The organism is Saccharopolyspora erythraea NRRL 2338, assembly GCF_000062885.1.
In the GTDB taxonomy this organism is placed as follows: domain Bacteria; phylum Actinomycetota; class Actinomycetes; order Mycobacteriales; family Pseudonocardiaceae; genus Saccharopolyspora_D; species Saccharopolyspora_D erythraea.
On sequence record NC_009142.1, the window covers coordinates 25,066 to 42,107 of the forward strand.

Annotated in this window: 7 protein-coding genes; 6 read left to right on the forward strand and 1 reads right to left on the reverse strand. The window is 73.1% G+C overall.

The features are described from left to right. Window positions 1-185: 185 nt before the first annotated feature. A complete protein-coding gene (locus tag SACE_RS00080) occupies window positions 186-1,100 on the reverse strand; it encodes a class I SAM-dependent methyltransferase (RefSeq protein ID WP_009945676.1) in 915 nt (304 codons plus the stop codon). A 244-nt stretch (window positions 1,101-1,344) separates the two neighbouring features. Here SACE_RS00080 and SACE_RS00085 point away from each other — a divergent pair, with 244 nt between their 5' ends. From SACE_RS00085 to SACE_RS00110, 6 genes are read left to right on the forward strand one after another with little or no spacing between them, the layout of a single operon-like run. Beyond that, a complete protein-coding gene (locus SACE_RS00085; RefSeq protein ID WP_044547048.1) occupies window positions 1,345-2,646 on the forward strand; it encodes an NAD(P)/FAD-dependent oxidoreductase in 1,302 nt (433 codons plus the stop codon). Window positions 2,647-2,680: 34 nt separating this feature from the next. Then, window positions 2,681-2,968 (forward strand): acyl carrier protein, encoded by a 288-nt coding sequence (locus tag SACE_RS00090; RefSeq protein ID WP_009945673.1) that lies wholly within the window; start codon window positions 2,681-2,683, stop codon window positions 2,966-2,968. After that, window positions 2,955-3,863: a thioesterase domain-containing protein gene (locus tag SACE_RS00095; RefSeq protein WP_009945671.1), complete on the forward strand. Its 909-nt coding sequence runs from the start codon at window positions 2,955-2,957 to the stop codon at window positions 3,861-3,863. The genes SACE_RS00090 and SACE_RS00095 overlap by 14 nt, the downstream gene beginning before the upstream one ends. After that, complete coding sequence (locus SACE_RS00100; RefSeq protein WP_009945670.1) at window positions 3,860-7,804, forward strand: type I polyketide synthase; 3,945 nt, start codon at window positions 3,860-3,862, stop codon at window positions 7,802-7,804. The genes SACE_RS00095 and SACE_RS00100 overlap by 4 nt, the downstream gene beginning before the upstream one ends. A gap of 8 nt (window positions 7,805-7,812) precedes the next feature. Then, a complete protein-coding gene (locus SACE_RS00105; protein ID WP_009945668.1) occupies window positions 7,813-10,071 on the forward strand; it encodes a KR domain-containing protein in 2,259 nt (752 codons plus the stop codon). A 1-nt stretch (window position 10,072) separates the two neighbouring features. Further along, the gene (locus SACE_RS00110) at window positions 10,073-17,041 is read left to right on the forward strand and encodes a beta-ketoacyl synthase N-terminal-like domain-containing protein (protein ID WP_009945667.1); all 6,969 of its coding nucleotides are present in this window, start codon (window positions 10,073-10,075) and stop codon (window positions 17,039-17,041) included. Window position 17,042 lies beyond the last annotated feature (1 nt).

Sequence of the window (17,042 nt, forward strand, 5' to 3'; positions counted from 1 at the left end):
GCGGAACCTCAGGCGCCCTCTGGCTCCGGGATCTTTTTCTGACGTATGCGCATACGCTGCGAAATAGCCGTCCTCGCCAGAGGACGCCTGAGAACCCGCGGCGGTGCGGGTTGCGGGGGTGGGCCAAGCGGCTTCGCCGCTTCGAAGTGAGGGAGCCGCACCGGTCGTCCTGGGCGGGAGCCCGCTCAGGCGGCCGGCGCGTTCTCCTTCTCCAGCACCACCACTCCCATGTAGTCGACGACCGTGAGCCAGAAGCGGTCGTCGTCGCCGTAGCGGCGCAGGAGGTCCGGGATGCGGTGGTGCTCGGCGACGCCGAACCCGCCCGCGTCGCAGAAGGCGCGGATGTCGTCGGACTCGACGCCGAAGACGAACGGCTCGCCGCCGCTGGCCACGAGCTGCCTCGCCCGCCGCGCCGAGTCGTCGCCGGAGCCGCTGACGACCGAGGCGTCCATGTAGTCCAGCACGACCTTGCTGCCCGGTGCGGTGATGGCGCCGAGCTTGCCGAGGGTGTCCAGCACGGAGTCGCCCGGCAGGTAGTAGGTGACGCCCATCCAGAGCACCACCGACGGGAGCGCGGGGTCGAACCCCTGCGAGGTGAGCCGCTCGCCCAGGTCGTCGCCGGCGGCGAAGTCGCACGTCACGTACTGCACGCGTCCCTTGGGCCGCAAGGAGTTCCGCCGCATGATGGCCGTCTTCTCGGCCTGGGTGTCGGGCTTGTCGACCTCGTAGACGACCACGCCGGGGCCGAAGTCGTGGCGCAGCGCGGTGGTGTCGTACCCGGCACCGAGCAGCACGACCTGCGTGCAACCGGCCGCGACCTCGGCTTCGACGACCTCGTCGCAGAAGCGGTGGCGCAGCACCACCTCGGCCAGCAGACCGGTGTAGCGGCGGTCGGCCATGCGCAGGCAGAGCCTGAAGACGGGCGGGAACGGATGAGTGGTCCGGAACCGCCAGTTCTGCAGGAAGTACTGGGCGAACGGGTCGTCGAGCAGTCGCGACCGCTCCGGCTGCTGCGTCTCGGCTGCCCGGATCACCGCGCACAGCTCCGCGGTGGGGCTGGTGGCCCCCTTGGCCGCCCTGACCTTTCCGGCGAGCGTCACGACGTCCTCCTCCTGGTGCGGTCGGTTTGGACGTGTCCTCACCTACACCGAGGCGGCGCGGGCGCGCGTGGATACGTCACCGGCGCCGTCGATCCGGATCCGCCTCGGCATGTATCCCGCGGCGGCGCAGCCCGCTCTGTACGGGTGGATCTCGCGGGCGAGCCGACTCCGCGTCGAGCCACGCGCGAGGTCACCGCGCGAGACGGGTCCCGCTCGTCCGCGACGACCTGTGAGGAGGGACGTGGTGAGTGTGCGAGTCGCTGTGGTGGGCGCCGGCGCCGCCGGCATCTCGGCCGCGCACCGGTTGCGCTCGGACGCGGACGTGACCGTGTTCGAGGCGTCCGACCGGCCGGGCGGGCACGCCCGCACGGTCGAGGTCACCGACGACGGCCGGACGCTGGGCCTGGACACCGCCTTCGTCGTCTACAACGAGCCGCACTACCCGGAGATCACCCGGTTCTTCGACCACCTCGGCGTCGCGACCCGCGAGCATCCGGGCCGGTTCTCGTTCTTCGACCTCGACAGCCCGACGGCCTACGTGTCGGAGGACTTCGACCTGACGGCGGAGCAGGTTCGGGAGCGCTACCCCGACGAGTTCGTGCGGCTGTGGGAGGAGGCGACGCGCTTCTACCGCGAGTCGCCGCGCGACTTCATCCGCAAGCGCACCGACTGCCCGCTCGGCGAGTACCTGGACCGCAACGGCTACAGCGAGGAGTTCAAGTACGGGTTCGTCGTGCTGGTCTCCACCGCGGCGTGGTCGGTACCCGCCGAACGGATCTGGGACATGCCCGCGAGCACCGTGGTGGCGTTCTTCCTCGCCCACGGCGCCGAAGGACTGGGAGGGCGCGCGGTGCCCTGGCGGACGGTCACCGGCGGCAGCGTGCACTACGTGCGCGCGGCGGTGGAGGAACTGCGCCGCTGCGGCAACGAAGTCCGGGTGAACGCGCCAGTGACCCGGGTGCGGGAGCAGGAGGACGGCGTCGCGGTGCGCACGGACGAAGGCGTGGAGCACTTCGACTACGCGGTGCTGGCGACGCACGCCGACGACGCCCTGGCGGTGCTGGACCGTCCGACCGAGCGGCAGCGGATGCTGGAGGCCGTTCGCTACCACCGGACCAGGGTGGACCTGCACACCGATCCGGCCGTCATGCCCGCCGACCGCGGCCGCTGGCGGAGCTGGAACTACGGCCGGCTCCGCGGGGGTGGCACCCAGGACTCGTGGGTCGTCTACTACCTCAACGAGCTGCAGGGCCTGACCTCCGAGCACGACTACTTCGTCACCCTCGACTGCCCGGTGCCCATCGACGAGAGCCGGCTGATCGAGCGGTTCGACTACCGGCACCCGATCTTCACCATCGACGTCCGGCGCATGCAGCCCGACATCCACTCGGTCAACGAGGGCTCGCGGGTGAAGTTCGCCGGTTCCTACTTCCACAGCCGCCGGATGGGTCCGGACATCGTCGGCTCGCACGAGTCGGCTTTCGACTCCGGGTCCGCGGCCGCCGAGTCCGTGCGGCGCGACGCCGCCGACCGGGCAGTGGCCTGAAGAACACCGACCCTGCCGCGAAGGAGCCGTTCCCATGGCAGAGACCACCAACAGCACCGGCACGCTCACCCCCGAGCAGGTCGAGCGGTGGCTGGTCGACAAGATGGCCTACAAGCTCGACGTCGAGCCGGCCAAGGTCGACGTGGACATGTACTTCGACGAGTTCGACCTGGACTCCACCGAGGCGCTGGTGCTCTCCGGTGAGCTGGAGAAGTGGCTCGGCTTCGAGCTGGAGGCCACCGCGCTCTGGTACCACCCGACGATCTCCGACCTCTCCCGGCACATCGCCCAGGAGTACGGGGGCGGCAATGCGGGGGGATGAGCCGCTGGTCCGGGAGCTGCTGGCCGGCAGCGGTCCCGGCCGCCGGGTCGTGCTCGTGCACCCCGGCGCGCTGCCGCTGAGCTGCTACCGGCCGCTCGCGGCGGAGCTCTCCGGCGACACCTCGCTGCACGTGGTGGACCTGGAGAAGGTCCCGGAGTACTTCGAGGCGGCGCTGACCGACCACGACACCGGCCTGTCGCTGGACGGCGTGGCCGAGCGGGTCCACCGCGAGCTGGCGGCACACGGCCTGCTGGGCGATGACGTTGTCCTCGGCGGCTGGTCGTTCGGGGGTGTGGTCGGCTACGCGGTGGCCGCCAGGTCGGCGCCGCGGAAGCGTCCGCGCCGGCTGCTGGTGGCCGACAGCATCGCCCCGGTGGCCGAGTTCACCACCACGACCGACGACGAGATCGGCCCGGAGCTGCTGCTGCCGTGGTTCGCGATGTACCTCGGCGCCAAGCGCGGCGTCGCCATCGACCTCGACGCCGGCGACGTCCGCGGCATGGACGTCGAAGCGGGCCTGCAGCGCGCGCTCACCGCGGTCCTCGACGCGGGCGCGCTGCCGCCCGACACCAGCGTGGCGGGCCTGCGCAGCGTCTACCGCGCGTACTCGCGGGGACTCCTGCGCAACGACCGGGTCGCGCGCGACCACGCCGCCAAGCCCGTGGACGTGCCCATCACGCTGGTGCGTCCCCGCTCCGGGCTGCTCGGCGGCAGCAGACCGCTCGGCTGGGACCAGCTCGCAGCAGCCGGTCTGTCCACGTTGGACTGCCCCGGCGACCACTACTCGATGCTGTCCGATCCCGACGCCGTCGCGGTCCTCGCCGACGCCGCGCTGGAGCGCGGCGGTTCCCGTGCCCCCGCCCCATCCCGCACGACTGGCAGGCAACCGTCATGACACCAACCGCGCAACGCAGACTGGCCGACAACCCGGTCGCCGTGGTCGGGCTGGGCGCGCTGTTCCCGCGCTCCGGCGACCTCGGCGAGTTCTGGAGCAACGTCGTCGAGGCGCGGGACTGCATCGAAGAGGTCCCGGAGTCGCACTGGCGGATCGACGACCACTACGACCCCGACCCGGAAGCACCCGACAAGACCTACTGCAAGCGCGGCGGTTTCGTGCCCACCGTCGACTTCGACCCGATGGAGTTCGGGCTGCCGCCGAACATGCTCGAGGTCACCGACGTGCTGCAACTGCTGAGCCTGGTGGTGGCCAAGCAGACGCTGGACGACGCGGGCGTGCGGGGCGCCGAGTGGTACGACCCGTCGCGCACGGGCGCGGTCCTCGGGGTCACCGGCGCGAACTCGCTGACCCAGCCGCTGGCCACCCGGTTGCAGACACCGGTGCTCAAGGAGGTCGTGCGGTCCTGCGGGCTGACCGAGCAGGACGCCGACGCCATCGCCGACAAGTTCACCCGCGCGTTCGCCCCGTGGGAGGAGAACTCCTTCCCCGGCATGCTGGGCAACGTCGTGGCCGGCCGGCTGGCGAACCGGTTCGACTTCGGCGGCAAGAACTGCACCGTCGACGCGGCCTGCGCCAGCTCGCTGGCCGCGGTGGACATGGCCGTCGACGAGCTGGTGTCGGGCCGCGCGGACCTGATGGTCACCGGCGGCTGCGACGCGGAGAACACGATCCTGATGTACCTGTGCTTCTCCAAGACCCCGGCGTTCTCCCGCAGCGGCCGCATCCGGCCGTTCGACGAGTCCAGCGACGGCACGCTCATCGGCGAGGGCATGGGCATGCTCGCCCTCAAGCGGCTGGAGGACGCCGAGCGCGACGGTGACCGCGTCTACTCGGTCTTGCGCGGCATGGGGTCGGCCAGCGACGGCCGGTCCAAGAGCATCTACGCGCCGCGCAAGGAAGGCCAGGTGCTCGCGCTGCGCAGGGCCTACCAGGACGCCGGCTTCGGGCCGGACCAGGTCGGGCTGGTGGAGTGCCACGGGACCGGAACCGCGGTGGGCGACCTCACCGAGCTCTCGGCGCTGCGGGAGGTCTACGCGGCCGAGTCCGACGACACCCAGTTCGCCGCCGTGGGCAGCGTGAAGTCGCAGATCGGGCACACCAAGGCCGCCGCGGGCGCGGCCAGCCTGATCAAGGTCTCGCTCGCGCTGCACGAGAAGGTGCTGGCACCGACGATCAACGTCGAGCAGCCGCGGCGCGACGCCGACTTCGCCAACTCCCCGTTCCACGTCGCCGCGCGGACCCGGCCCTGGGTGCACGACCCCGACCGGCCGGTGCGGCGCGCGGCGGTGTCGTCGTTCGGCTTCGGGGGCACAAACTTCCACGCCGTGCTCGAAGAGCACGCGGCAACTTCGTCGACCAGGAGACTGCATCCGGGAACGCGCGTGCACGTCTGGCACGCCCCGACCGCGGACGAACTGCTCGACGCGCTGCGGCAGGACGCCGAGGGCATCGATCCGCAGGAACCGGTCCCCGCCGAGGACGCCAGGCTGGCCGTGGTCGCCACCGATGAGCATGAGCTCGCGAGCCTGCGCGAGCAGAGCATCGAGCGGCTGAGCTCCGAGCCTGGGCAGGAGTCCTTCGACCTCCCGGGCGGTGCCCACTACCGCAGCCGGTCGCTGGTCGGGTCCGAACGGGGCGGCAAGGTCGCCGCGCTGTTCGCCGGGCAGGGCAGCCAGTACGTCGGGATGGGCGCTCGCGCCGCCGTCGCGGTGCCGCCGGTGCGAGCCGCCTTCGACGCCGCATCCGCTTCGACGGCGCTTGGCCGGGTGGTGTTCCCGCCCCCGGCGTTCGACGAGGAGACCGGCAAGGCGCAGCAGGAGGAGCTGCGCCGCACCGAGCACGCCCAGCCTGCGATCGGCGCACTTTCGTCCGGACAGCACCGCTTCCTCGCCGAGCTCGGGTTCCGCGCCGACGGCGCCCTCGGGCACAGCTTCGGCGAGCTGACCGCGCTGTGGGCGGCGGGCAGCCTCGACGACGACGGCTTCCACCGGCTCGCCCGCGCCAGGGGCCGCGCCATGGCGGTCTCCCCGGACGGCGGCGCCGACCCCGGCACGATGGCCGCGGTGAGCGCGGGCCCCGAGCGGGTCCGGGAGCTGCTGGACGGCCACGACGACGTCGTGGTGTGCAACCTCAACGCACCGGACCAGACCGTGGTCGGTGGCGGCACCGAGGCGGTCGGCGAGTTCGTCTCGGCCGCCCGCGACGCCGGCGTGGACGTCCGCCCGCTGCCGGTGTCGGGCGCCTTCCACACCCGGTACGTGGCGCACGCGGTCGAACCGTTCGCCGCCGAGGTCGCCGGTGTGGCGGTGCGGGAGCCCGCCTTCCCGGTCTACGCCGACACCGCGGGCGCCTCCTACGGCCCCGACGAGGAGGCCAACCGCGATGTGCTGGTCGGCCAGCTCACCAGCACGCTCTCGTTCGCTCCGCGCCTGGAGCAGCTCCACGACGACGGCTTCCGGGTCTTCGTCGAGTTCGGTCCCAGATCCCTGCTCTCCGGCATGGTCCGGCGCACCCTTGCCGACCGGGGCGACGTCGTCGTGCTCAGCGCCGACGCCGGTCCCGACCGCGACGGCGACCGCGCGCTCAAGCAGCTCGCGGCCCGGCTGGTGGTGCTCGGCGCCCCGCTGACGCGCCTCAACCGCTATGCCGCCGAGCCCGCCCGGCGCGAGCCGGGCAAGGGGATGACGATTCCGTTGAATGGTGTGAACCACGTGTCCGAAGCACGCCGCGAGGCATACCGCGAAGCACTCCAGAACGGCTACCGCGTCGACCAGCAGGGCGGCGCGGCCGCGCAGACCGGCAACGGCGACGCACCGCCGCCCCCGGCGAACGGCCATGCGCGGCAGTCCAACGGCCACGCACCGGCGCAGGCGTCGAACGGTCAGGTGGCGAGGCAGCAGTCCAACGGCCACGCACCGGCGCAGGCGTCGAACGGTCAGGTGGCGAGGCAGCAGTCCGACGGCCACGCACCGGCGCAGCAGTCCGACGGCCACGCACCGGCGCAGCAGTCCGACGGCCAGGTCGCGAGGCAGCACAACGGCCAGGCGTCGGGGCAGCAGCCCGCGGACGACCGGCAGCCGGCGGCGCATGACGGCGTGCCTGCGGCCTTCGGACCGGGCTCGGTCGCCGCGGAGCACATGGCCGCGCACCGCGAGTTCCTCGACGGCCAGCTCCGGGTGGCGCAGCAACTGAGCTCGATGCTGCAACGGGAGTCCGAGCAAGGGCCCCGCGACGGCATGATCTCGGGCATCTCCGCGGTCGCGCAGCAGAGCGTCACCGTGGGCGAGAGCCACATGCACGCCAGCGACGTGCTCCGCGGCTTCGCCGAGATGGAAACGGGGGCGCCGCCGTCACCGGCCGTCCCGCCGCGCCGGATGCCGACCGCCTACAGCGACCAGCCCGCGCCGCCCGCCCAGCCGGCAGCCCCGGCACCGGAGCCGGAAGAGCAGATCGCGCTGCCAACTCCCGCGCCGGAGCCCGCTCCCGCCCCGGTACCGCCGCAGGCGCCGGAACCGCCGCAGCAGGCGGGGGACGCCGTCGCCCCGGCCGAGCCGGCGCGGACCGCGAGCGGCGAGCCGGAGTCCGGTGGTGGGCCTGCCGACGCCGAAGAGGTGCGCCGGACGCTGCTGGACATCGTCGCCGCCAAGACCGGCTACCCGGCCGACATGCTCGATCCCGGGATGGACGTCGAGGCCGACCTGGGCATCGACTCGATCAAGCGGGTCGAGATCATGGGCGGCCTGCGGGAGCGGTTCCCGGCGATGCCCGAACCCAGCCCGGAGGAGCTCGCCGAGCTGCGCACGCTGGACGATATCGTCGGCCTCATCGCGAGCGCCGGAGCGTCGGAAGGCGGGCAGGCTCAAGCCCCAAAAGCCTGATCGGGCGGATGCCGGCGCGCACGAGCCGGCTCCCCGCCCCCGACCACCTCGCGGGCGCGTACCGCACCGACCCGGTGGTGCTGGTCGCCGGTGAGCAGTCGCCGCTGAGCACCGCGCTCGCCGATGCTCTGTGCGCCGCGGGCTGGCGGGTCCGGCACGAGGAGCCCGGCGACGGCGGCGAACCCGACGTGGTCCTCTGGCTGGCACCCGAGCGGCCCGCCGACTGGGACCGGGCGTCGTCGGCGCTGACCGAAGCGCTGTTGCTGGCCGGTCGCGTGCAGGAGCCGCTGGAGCGGGTCGCGGAGTCCGGGCGCGCGGCGTTCGTGACGGTCACCCGGATCGACGGCGGGCTCGGGATGTCCGGTGCCGGGGACATGGCGAATGCCGTGCTCGGCGGGGTGGTCGGCCTGGTCTCCACGTTGGCGATCGAGGCTCCCGCGCTGTTCTGCCGCTCGCTCGACCTGGACCCGGAACTCTCCGAGGAGCGCTGCGCCGAACTCGTGGTGGCCGAGCTGCACGACGCGCGCTCGGACCTGGTGAAGACCGGCTACTCGGGCGACGGTGCCCGCTGGACGGTCGAAGCGGCCGACGCGGACGGCTCCGCCGGCGGCTGCGCGGCACCAGAACCGGGGCCTGACGACCTGCTGGTTGTCACCGGTGGCGGACGCGGTGTCACGGCCGCGTGCACGGTCGGTCTGGCCAGGCGATACGGCTGCGGCGCGCTGCTGCTCGGACGCACCGAGCCGGCCGACGAACCGCCGTGGGCCGAAGGCGTCAGCGGCGATGCCGAGCTGAAGGCGGCCATCGCCGACCACCTGCGAGCCGAGGGGCGCAAGCCCACACCGCGCGAAGTCGGCGGCCTGCAACGGGAGCTCGTCGCGCAGCGGGAGATCCGCCAGACCCTGGCGTCGATCCGCGAGAGCGGTGCGTTCGCCGAGTACCTGCCGGTCGACACCACCGACGCGGCGGCGACCGCCGAGGCGCTGGCGGCATACCGCGACCGCGTCACCGGCGTTGTGCACGGCGCCGGGGTGCTGGCCGACCAGCTCATCACCGCCAAGCAGGAGCCGGAGGTCACGCGGGTCCTCGCGCCGAAGCTGGCGGGCCTGCGCTCGGTGCTCGGCGCGGTCGACCAGGACCGCCTGCGCCACCTGATGCTGTTCTCGTCGGTGGCTGGGTTCTTCGGCAACCGGGGGCAGTCCGACTACGGCATGGCCAACGCCGCGCTGAACTCGCTGGCCTGCGCGTTCAAGCGGGACCACCCGGATGCGTCGGTCACGGCCGTCAACTGGGGAGCATGGGACGGCGGCATGGTCACCCCCGAGCTCGCCAGGATGTTCGCCGAGCGGGGCGTCGAGCTGATCCCGCTCCAGAGCGGTGTGGACGTGTTCGTCAACGAGTTCCGGCCCGAACGCTCCGGTGATGTGGTGTGCGTTGTCGGCCCCGGCAAGCCGCTGTCCGAGCGGGTACCGCCGCGGCAGGACGGGGAAGTGCACCTGCGCCGCGACCTCGGCCCGCTCACCGACGACCCGGTGATCGCCGACCACGTCATCGGCGGTGCCGCGGTACTGCCGGCCGCGGTCGCGATCGGCGGAATGCTCAACGCGGTGCGCCAGGTGCGCCCTGATGTGCGAGCGCTGGAGGAGTTCCAGGTGCTCAGCGGCGTCGTCTTCGACGGATCGGTGCCGGCGTTGCACTTGGCGGTGGGTGACGATGTCACCGCCTCGGACGACACCGGCAAACCGCGGTACCGGGCAGCCGCGCGCACGGAACCGCCTACCGCCGAACCGCTGCGCGACCTGCCACCGACGACGGCGGGGGAGCCGCTGGACCCGTACTCCGACGGGACGTTGTTCCACGGCCCGGCGCTGCGCGGCATCGAGCGGCTGCTCGCCGACGACGACCGGCTCGTGCTGGGCTGCCGGCTCCGCGCGGCGGGCATCGCCGACGGCGCCTACGAGGTCGCCGCCTACCGGCCGGAGCACGCCGACCTGCTGCTCCAAGCGGTCCTGGTGTGGGTGCGCCGGCACCTCGGCCGGCCCAGCCTGCCCACCGCCGTCGGGAGCGTCGAACCGCACGCGCCGCTGCCGGACGGCGAACCGTTCCACGTCGTCGTCGACGAGGTCCGGGCCGCGGAGGGCTCGGTGCGGGCCACCGCCACCGCCTGCGATCCCGCGGGCGGGGTGCTCCTGCGGTTCCGCGACGTCGACGCGGTGGTCAGCACGGCATTGGAAAGCAAGTTCACGCGCAGCGAGCGGGGGAGCTGAGATGTCCAGCGGTACACCGATCGCCGTCGTCGGGATGTCGTGCCTGCTGCCGGGCGCGAGCACCCCCGAGGAGTTCTGGGCGAGCCTGCGGGAGGGCGCCGACCAGCGCAGCCACGGTGGTCGCGAGGTGTTCGGCACCGACCCGAGCGTGCCCGGCGGATGGGGCGACGACCAGCACTCGATCACGACGACCCGCGGCGGTTTCGTCGGCGAGGTCGAGACCGACCTGGAAGGTCTCGGCCTGCCCGCCGAGGAGCTCGACGGTCTCGGCCGGGTCGTGCGCTGGCCCCTGCACACCGCCCGGCGGGCGCTGGCCGACGCCGGGCTGCCGGAGTCCGGCGAAGGCCTCGCCCGCACTGGCCTGGTGCTGGGCAACTACTCGTTCCCGACCGAGGAGTCCACGCGCTTCGTGCTGCCGATGCTGCGCGCGCAGGTCAGCGACGGGCTGCGCCGCGCGGGACTGCCGCTGCCCGACGACGCGTCCCCGCGGCCCGACGCCGATCCGCGCAGCGTGTGGGCCAGCGGCCTGCCCGCCTGTGTGGTGCACACCGCGCTGGGGCTCGGAGGACCGCACCTGGCGCTGGACGCGGCGTGCTCGTCCACCCTCTACGGCATCGCGCTCGCCCGCGACTACCTGCTCACCGGTGCGGCCGACGTGATGCTGGCCGGCGCCGTGTGCGCGCCGGACCCGCTGCTGATCCAGCTCTCCTTCTCCGACCTGCGCGCCCTGCCCTCCGACGACGACGTCAGCCAGCCGTTCGACGCGCGCTCCTCCGGCATCGTGACCGGCCAGGGCGCGGGCGCGTTCGTGCTCAAGCGGCTTCCCGACGCGCTGGCCGACGGCGACCGCGTCCACGCCGTGGTCGAGTCGATCGGTCTCGGCAACGACGGTGCGGGCAGGCACGTGCTCAGCCCGGACGCGGCGGGGCAGCTCGACGCCTACCGCGCCGCCTACGCCGACGTCGATCCGGCCACCGTGGACTACGTCGAGTGCCACGCGACCGGCACACCGCTCGGGGACTCCACGGAGCTGCGCAGCCTCAGCGAGTTCTTCGACGGACGCGGGAGCGCGCCGCTGCTGGGCTCGGTCAAGGGCAACGTGGGACACCTGCTCACCGCCGCCGGGCTGACCAGCATGCTCAAGGTCATCATGGCGATGCGGGAGGGCCGGATCCCCGCGACGCCGGGCGTCGGCGAAGCGCTGAGCCCGTCGGGAGGTGAGGCCGCCGCCCGGCGCGTGGTGCTCGAGGAGCGCGCGTGGCCGGAAACCGCGGGTCGTCCGCGCCGCGCGGGGGTGTCGGCGTTCGGCTTCGGCGGCACCAACGCGCACCTGGTGCTCTCCTCCGAGCCCGGTCCGGAGCCTTCGCGGCACGCACCGTCGCGGCGGGTTCCCCGCATGGCCGTCACCGGCGTGGGCGCCAGGCTGGGTCCGCTGGAGACGACCGCGCCGCTCCAGCGCAAGGTGCGCCGAGCGGAGAGCGGCCTGCGGGAACGCCCGGCCGGCCGTTGGTACGGCGCGGACGACATCGCGGAGCCGCCCGGTGAGCTCGGCGAGTCGGGCTACGCCGAGCAGCTCAAGGTCGACCTCTCCACCTACCGCATCCCGCCGTTCGAGCTGAACCAGGCGAACCCGCAGCACCTGATGATGTTCGAGGCCGCCGACGCCGCGCTCGCCGACGCCGGGTTCGACCAACCGGAGGAGACCTCCGGCGCCGAGCGGCGACCGGCCCGCCGCGTCGCGGTGGTCGTGGCGATGGAGATGGAGCCGCACACCCACACCCACCGCGCGCGCTTCGACATCGGCGCGCACGTCCGCGCCGAATGCGCGCGGGCGGGAGTCGAGCTCGGCGGCGAGGTCCTAAAGCGCCTGGAGCGGTCGGTGCGCGACGCCGTGCACGAGCCGATCGGCGCCAACGAGGTGCTCTCCTACATCGGCAACATCATGTCCAGCCGGATCTCCGCGTCGCGCAACCTGGTCGGACCGTCGTTCACGATCTCCGCCGACCGCACCGCGGGCGCGCGTGCGGTGGAGATCGCCGGTCTGCTGCTGCTCGACGAGAGCATCGAGGCCGTCGTCGTGGGCGGCGTGGACCTGGCCTGCGGACCGGCCAACGTCAACGCCCGCGCACGGCTCGCCGACGAGCGCGGCGAGGAGCTGCCGCCGCTGGGCGACGGCGCGGCGGCGGTCGTGCTGACCCGCGCCGGGCAGGTCGGCCCGGAGGGTCAGGAGTACGCCACGGTCGACTCGGTCAGCCTGCGGCCGGACCCCGGGTCCGCTGCTCGCGAAGCCCTTCGCGCCGCGGGCTCGGACGCATCCGAGGTGGACTACCTGGAGCTGGGATCGGCGACCTCGGACGGGCTCGCCACCGAGGTCGCCGAGCTGGCCGGGGCCTACCGCGCCGACGACCTGTCCTGCGCCGTCGGCGGGCTGGCGCCGCTGGTCGGCGACACGCAGGCCGGTTGCGCGGTCGCGTCGCTGGTGAAGGTCGCGCTGTGCCTGGACGGGGCAGAACTGCCCGCGACCCCGGCCGAGCCGCCGCTCGCCGGACCCGAGCTTGCCGAGAGCGCCTTCTACCGCGTGGACGAGCCGCGCCCGTGGCTGCGCCGCCACCGCGACGGCCGCAGGATCGCCGCGCTGAGCGCGGTCGGCAGCGGCACCGCCGCGCACCTGGTCCTGTCGTCGGGGCAGGTGGCCACCGGCGACGCGGTGCGCACGGCCCACGTCGCCGGACCGCTGGTGCTCGCGCTCTCCGCCGACGACGCCGAAGGGATCGCCGAGCAGGCCGCCCGGTGCGCCGCCGAGCTCGACTCCGGCGGCGACGCGCTCGCGTTGTGTTGGGAGCACGCGCACGGCGCGCAGAGCGCGAGGCTGACGGCGGTGCTGGTGTCGGACAGCGGCGACGGGTTGCGCGAGGAACTGCGCAGCGCCGAGCGAGACCTGCCCGCCGCGGTCGCCGACGGCGAGTGGAGCACGCCGGCGGGCAGCTTCTGCACCGGCCGGCCGCTGGGACCGCAGGGCCGCGTCGCGCTGGTCTACCCCGGTGCGTTCACGACCTATCCGGGGGCGGGGCGCGAGATGTTCCGCCTGTTCCCCGAGCTGCTCGCCGACTTCGAGGCCGAGTGCGAGCACCCTGCCGAGCGCTTCAAGCACCGCGAGCTCTACCCGCGGGCGCGGGAGCCGCTCGACCGGCGCACGTTGCTGCGCCACGAGGCCGAGCTGCTGGACGACATCCCGGTCATGCTCGCCACCGGCACCAACTTCGCGGTGCTGGCCACCAGGATGCTGCGGGACGTGCTGGGTGTGCGGCCGGACGGCGGGTTCGGCTACAGCCTCGGCGAGAGCAGCATGCTCTTCGCGACCGGGGTGTGGTCGGCGCAGGCCCGCGACGACACCGCGCTCGCGGCCAGTCCGCTGTTCCGGGACGAGCTGCGCGGCCCCAAGCGGCAGGTGCGGCGGAGCTGGGACCTCGCTCCGGAGACGGCGGACTCGGCTGTCTGGTCCACCCACGTCCTGCTGGCCGACCCCGAAACCGTGCGCGGCCACATGCGCGAGCTGGACCGGGTCTTCCTCACCCACGTCAACACGCCGGAGGAAGTCGTGGTCGCGGGTGATCCGGGCCAGTGCCGCGCGCTGGTCGAGCGGGTGGGCTGCCAGGCGGCCAAGGCGCCCGCGAACCACGTGATGCACGTGCCGCTGGTCGATCCGCACCTGGACGCGCTGGCCGCGCTCAACGACTACCCGCTCGGCGATCCCGATCCCGGGCTGGAGCTGCTGTCGGCCTACGACTACGAACCGGTGGACTTCGCCGACCGCGGTCGCATCGCCGAGCGGATCGCCCGGACCCTGCGCGGACCCATCGACTTCGCCCGGCTGGCCCGGACCGCTCACGAGCGCGGGTTCCGCTACTTCGTCGAGGTGGGGCCCGGATCGACGTGCACCCGGTGGATCGACGACACCCTCGACGGGCGGGAGCACGTCGCGGTGTCGCTGGACCGCCGCGGCGCACCGGCCGGCGCCTCGCTGGCCAGGGCGGTGGCCCGGCTGGTCAGCCACGGGATGCGGGTGGACCTGACGCGGCTGCTGGGGATGCCCGACTCCACCGCCCAGGCCCCGACGACCCACGTCGTGCCCTGCGGCGGCGAGTCCGTGGTGGAGCGGGTTCGCGAGGCGGCCGAGCCGGTCCTGCACGCCGCTGTGCAGGCGGAGGACCGAGACGCGGGGCCGGCCGACGACGAGGCGATCACCATCGAGCGCGAGCCGTTCGTGCACCTCACGACGGTGACGCACGCCGTTCCCACCCAGCGCGGTGCACCGCCGGCGCGGCAGCACGGGCAACGGTCGTCGCCGCCTGAACAGCGGCGCGCTCCCGGGCCGGTGCAGGCGATCGCGGCCACCGTCGGACGTGCGCACCGCAGCGCGCTGCGCACGCAGGCCGCGCTGCAGGAATGCGCGCTGCGCGAGCTGGAAAGGACGGAACCGGACGCGAGCGGCAACGGCTCAGCCCACGGCACCGAGCCGCCCGCGGCAGACCCCGGTGGGCCCGCCGATCCCCCGTCGGGCGGGCCCACCGGAGGTCGTCCGGGCGTCGTGTGGGGCGAGTCCGACCTCCTGGAGTTCGCCCAGGGACGCATCAGCGAGGTTTTCGGCCCTTCCTACGCCGAGATCGACTCCTACCCGGTGCGGGTGCGGCTGCCCGCCCCGCCGTACCTGTTCGTCAGCCGCGTGACCGACCTCGACGCACGCCCGGGGCAGTACGAACCCTCCTCGCTGACCACCGAGTACGACGTCCCGGACGACCCCTGGTACGCGGTGGACGGCCTGGTGCCCTGCGCGGTGACGATCGAGGCCGGCCAGTGCGACATGCTGCTGATCAGCTACCTGGGCATCGACTTCCGCAACCGCGGCGAACGGGTGTACCGGCTGCTGGACAGCAGCCTGGTCTTCCACGGCGACCTGCCGCGGCGGGGCCAGACGCTGCGCTACGAGATCGGCATCGACCGCTTCGTGTCCACCGGCGACCGGCTGCTGTTCTTCTTCGACTACCGCTGCTACGCCGACGGCGAGCTGATCCTGGAGCTGCTGGAGGCGTCCGCCGGGTTCTTCAGCCGCGAGGAGCTGGACGAGTCGCTGGGCATCGTCGAGACCGACGCCGACCGCAGGCGCCGCGAGGCGATGACGCCGAGCGACTTCAAACCCCTGGCCCGCACCGGCCGCACCTCGCTGACGGCCGCCGACCTGCGGCTGCTCGCGCAGGGCCGCCCCGGCGAGGTCTTCGGGCCGAGCTGGGACCAGTCCGCCGACGGCTTCAACCCGTCGCTGCGGCTGCCCGGCGACGCGCTCCGCATGATCGACGAGATGCCGCGGATCGAACGGCAGGGTGGACCGCGCGAGCTGGGTGACCTGGCGGCGGTCAAGCACCTCGATCCGGACGGCTGGTATTTCGAGTGCCATTTCCCGGGTGATCCGGTGCTGGCCGGATCGTTGGTGGCCGAGGGCGGCGTGCAGATCCTGCAGGTCTACGCCATGTACCTCGGACTGCACCTGGTGCTGCCCGACGCGGAGTTCCAGTCGGTGCCCGGGCTGCGGACCGAGGTCAAGGTGCGCGGGCAGATCACCCCGCAAACCCCGCGCATCGACTACCACGTCGAGATCACCGAGATCACCATGCTGCCGCGCCCGACCGTGATCGCCGACATCACCGTCTACGACGGGGACAAGCCGATCGTGGCCATGCGCGACTTCGGCGTCCAGGTCCGGGAGAAGCCGGGCACGCCGTACCGCCCCGGGGCAGGAGGTGTGCCCGAGGTGCGGCCGAGGCGCAACGAGTCCGGCGAGGCGGCGTTCATCAACGAGCTGCACCTCGCGCACGCGGCCAAGGGCCACCTGGGCACCGCGATGGGACCGGAGTTCGACGTCTACGACGACCGGCGCGCGCCGCACATCCCCAACGGCGACTTCAGGTTCGTCGACCGGATCATGCGGCTGGACGGCACGCGCGGGCGGCTGGAACCGGGCGTGTCGATGGCCACCGAGTACGACTGCCCGCCGGAAGCCTGGTTCCACCGCGAGGCCGCGGTCGAGGACATCCCGAACTGCGTCTACATGGAGACCTCCCTGCAGGCCGCCATCCTGCTCGGCTACTACCTCGGCGCGACGCTGGAGCACCCGCACCAGGAGCTGAGCATCCGCAACCTGGACGGCAACGCCGAGCTGGTCAAGCGCGTCGACCTGCGCGGCAGGACTATCCGGCACGAGACCACGATGCTCTCCAGCGGCACCGCGACCGGGGCGATCCTGCAGCGCTTCCGCTACGAGCTCTCCGCCGACGGCGAGGTGTTCTACCGCGGCGAGTCGCTGTTCGGCTACTTCACCGAGCAGGCGCTGGCCAACCAGGTCGGTCTCGACTCCGGCAGCCACGTCGCACCGTGGCTCGACCGGCAGACCGACATCGACCCCGCGCGGGTGCGCACCGTCCCGGTGCGCTCCGACGAGCGCTGGTTCACCCCGCGCGACGGGCTGCGGCTCTCCGGCGGGCACCTGCGGCTGGTCGACGAGGTCGACCTGGTCGAGGACGGCGGCGAGCACGGCAGGGGCTACCTGCGCGGCCGGCGCGAGATAGACCCGCACGAGTGGTACTTCGACTGCCACTTCCACCGCGACCCGGTGATGCCCGGCTCGCTCGGCGTCGAAGCCGTCATCCAGGCCCTGCACCTGTACGTACTGGAGACCGGGCTCGCCGGGCACCTGGGCGAGGCGACCTTCGCAACGCCGGTCGACGAGCGGATGGAGTGGAAGTACCGAGGCCAGATCCTGCGCACCGACGGCGAGATGACCTTCGACGCGCACATCACCGACGTCCGCGTCGACGACGACCGGGTGGTCGTGGTGGCCGACGCGAACGTGTGGAAACCCGGACTGCGCATCTACGAGCTCACCGGCGTCGCCGTGCAGGCCCGCCGCGTGAGCTGAC